At 65.7% G+C, this 1,498-nt stretch carries 2 protein-coding genes; both read right to left on the reverse strand.

The window, feature by feature from the left end; translation table 11 throughout:
• Nucleotides 1-75: 75 nt before the first annotated feature.
• The gene (locus NKH50_RS28910; RefSeq protein WP_352612028.1) at nt 76-309 is read right to left on the reverse strand and encodes a hypothetical protein; all 234 of its coding nucleotides are present in this window, start codon (nt 307-309) and stop codon (nt 76-78) included.
• Nucleotides 310-311: 2 nt separating this feature from the next.
• A partial coding sequence (gene tnpC, locus NKH50_RS28915; protein WP_352882580.1) for an IS66 family transposase occupies nt 312-1,498 on the reverse strand: 1,187 nt, incomplete at its 5' end.

Here is a 1,498-nt window from a genome sequence, read left to right on the forward strand (position 1 = left end):
AGCGTACGCATCCGGTGAAGACCGCAGACGTGCGCATCCGGCAGCCAGGAGAACCTGAGCACCGGAGTGCTGGGGTCAAGCTTTCTTTGGGGAGACGCGATGATATTCTTCGAGGAGGAGTTTGACCTCCTCGATGCCTTCATCGGTGAAGGCCAAGATCCCGTCGTCATCGTTGGCGCCGTAGATCCAGATGACGCCGTCCTCGGGCTCGAGACCGAGGGTCAGGTCCTGGATGAGCGCTTCGCTGACGCCGAGGTCCCTGGCGACACGATCGACGGTGTAGACGTGATGCACCTTATTGCGCTGCATGATCAGGCCGCCGCTGGTTGGGTCCGCAATTTTGCGGATCTCCAATTCCACGGCAGCAAATCATCGATCCGATGGGCCGGATAGGCGGGCAGTCGGGCGAGGACGTCGGCGAGCCAGGCCTGCGGGTCGACATCGTTCATCTTGGCGCTGACGATCAGGCTGTAGAGAACGGCCGCGCGCTGTCCGCCGCGATCGGAACCGCAGAAGAGCCAGGACTTTCTGCCGAGAGCGATGCCGCGCAGGGCTCGCTCGGCTGCATTGTTGGATAGGCAGATCCGCCCATCGTCGAGGAACCGGGTGAAGGATGACCAGCGGCGCAGCATGTAGTTGAAGGCCTTGGTCAGGTCGTGCCCGCGCGAGAGCTTGTCGCGCGTCTTGATCATCCAGCGCTCGAGCTCGGTGACCAGCGGCGCGCTCCGCTCCTGGCGCACGGCGTGGCGTTGGGCCGGCGACAGGCCGTTGATCGCGCGCTCGATATCGAACAGGGCATCGATGCGCTTCACGGCTTCGACCGCCAGCGGATAGACCAGGTTGGGCTTCTCGCCGTGCGCCTTCTTGCGCGCCGCCGCTTCGACATCGGCCAGCTCAAACACTTTGCGCCGGCTGTGGGCCCAGCAGCTGGCCTCCAGAACAGGCGCCGGCTGACGACCCGTCGCATAGAGATCGCCATAACCACCAAAGGCATCGGCCTGCAGAATGCCGCTCCAGCCGGCGAGATGCGCCGCGGGATGTTCGCCTCGGCGATCGCGGGAATAGTAGAACACTGCCGCCGGCGGATCGGCGCCGCCGAACGGTCGGTCATCGCGCACATAGGTCCATAATCGGCCGGTATCGGTCTTGCCCTTGGCCAGGACCGGCACCGTCGTGTCGTCGCCGTGCAGACGCGAAGCGGCCAGCACATGGGCTTCGAGCTGCTTGAACAGCGGCATCAGCGCCGCGGCGCCGGCGCCGACCTGGTCGGCGAGCGTCGACAGGCTGAGCGGCACGCCTTCGCGGGCATAGCGTTCGGCCTGGCGGTTAAGCGGCTGATGCTGGCCGAACTTCTCGAACAGGATCATCGCCAGCAGGCCGGGACCGGCCCAGCCGCGCGGGGTGGCGTGGAAGGGCGCCGGAGCCTGGCTGATCGTCTCGCAGTCGCGGCAGGTGAACTTCTCCCGCACGTGCTGGATCACCTTCCATTGCCGCGGCA

It is taken from the genome of Mesorhizobium sp. M1027 (genome assembly GCF_040318745.1).
Taxonomy (GTDB): Bacteria; Pseudomonadota; Alphaproteobacteria; order Rhizobiales; family Rhizobiaceae; genus Mesorhizobium.

Bases quoted from the DNA above. Each gene is read 5' to 3' on its own strand.
- NKH50_RS28910 (WP_352612028.1), bottom strand. From the start codon at position 309: ATGCAGCGCAATAAGGTGCATCACGTCTACACCGTCGATCGTGTCGCC.